This is a genomic window from Bradyrhizobium sp. NBAIM08, from assembly GCF_020193935.1.
GTDB lineage: Bacteria > Pseudomonadota > Alphaproteobacteria > Rhizobiales > Xanthobacteraceae > Bradyrhizobium > Bradyrhizobium yuanmingense.
The window spans coordinates 1-432 of the sequence record NZ_JADYVR010000534.1 but is presented as its reverse complement, the minus strand read 5'-3'; the positions used below and the strand labels follow the sequence as shown (position 1 = coordinate 432).

The following is a 432-nucleotide window of genomic DNA, read 5'->3' as shown; positions in this document are numbered from 1 at the left end:
AAGGGAAAGCGGTCACTCGGTGCTTTTGAATACCAGATAAACGCGGGTGTTGTGGCTGGCAGTTCATTGAGTCCCGAACTATTGGGAGAATAATTTACCGGATGTTCAGGATTAAATGGTTCACCGGATTGTTTGGTGGCAAAGTCATATTTATGATACGGCTTGTTATCGGCTACAAAATATGGCCAGCCATAAAAGCCAGGCTTTTTTGCGCGATTGAATTCGTCATAGGATTGCGGACCCCTTTTTTCAAGATCATCTTTCGAGCCGTCCGGACCAACCTCTCCCCAGTACAGCCAGCCAGTCTTGCTGTCAATCGTCAGGCGCCATGGATTACGGTTGCCCATGGTATATATTTCCGGACGAGTCTTTGGTGTGCCTTTGACGAAAAGATTTCCTGCCGGAATGGTATAAGAGCCGTCTGCTTCAGGA

1 protein-coding gene is annotated in these 432 nt (G+C 47.7%); it reads right to left on the bottom strand.

What is annotated here, in order from left to right; all coding sequences use genetic code 11:
• Positions 1-432 (bottom strand): sorbosone dehydrogenase family protein (locus tag I6F37_RS40815; RefSeq protein WP_225154495.1); only part of this gene is annotated, 432 nt, incomplete at both ends.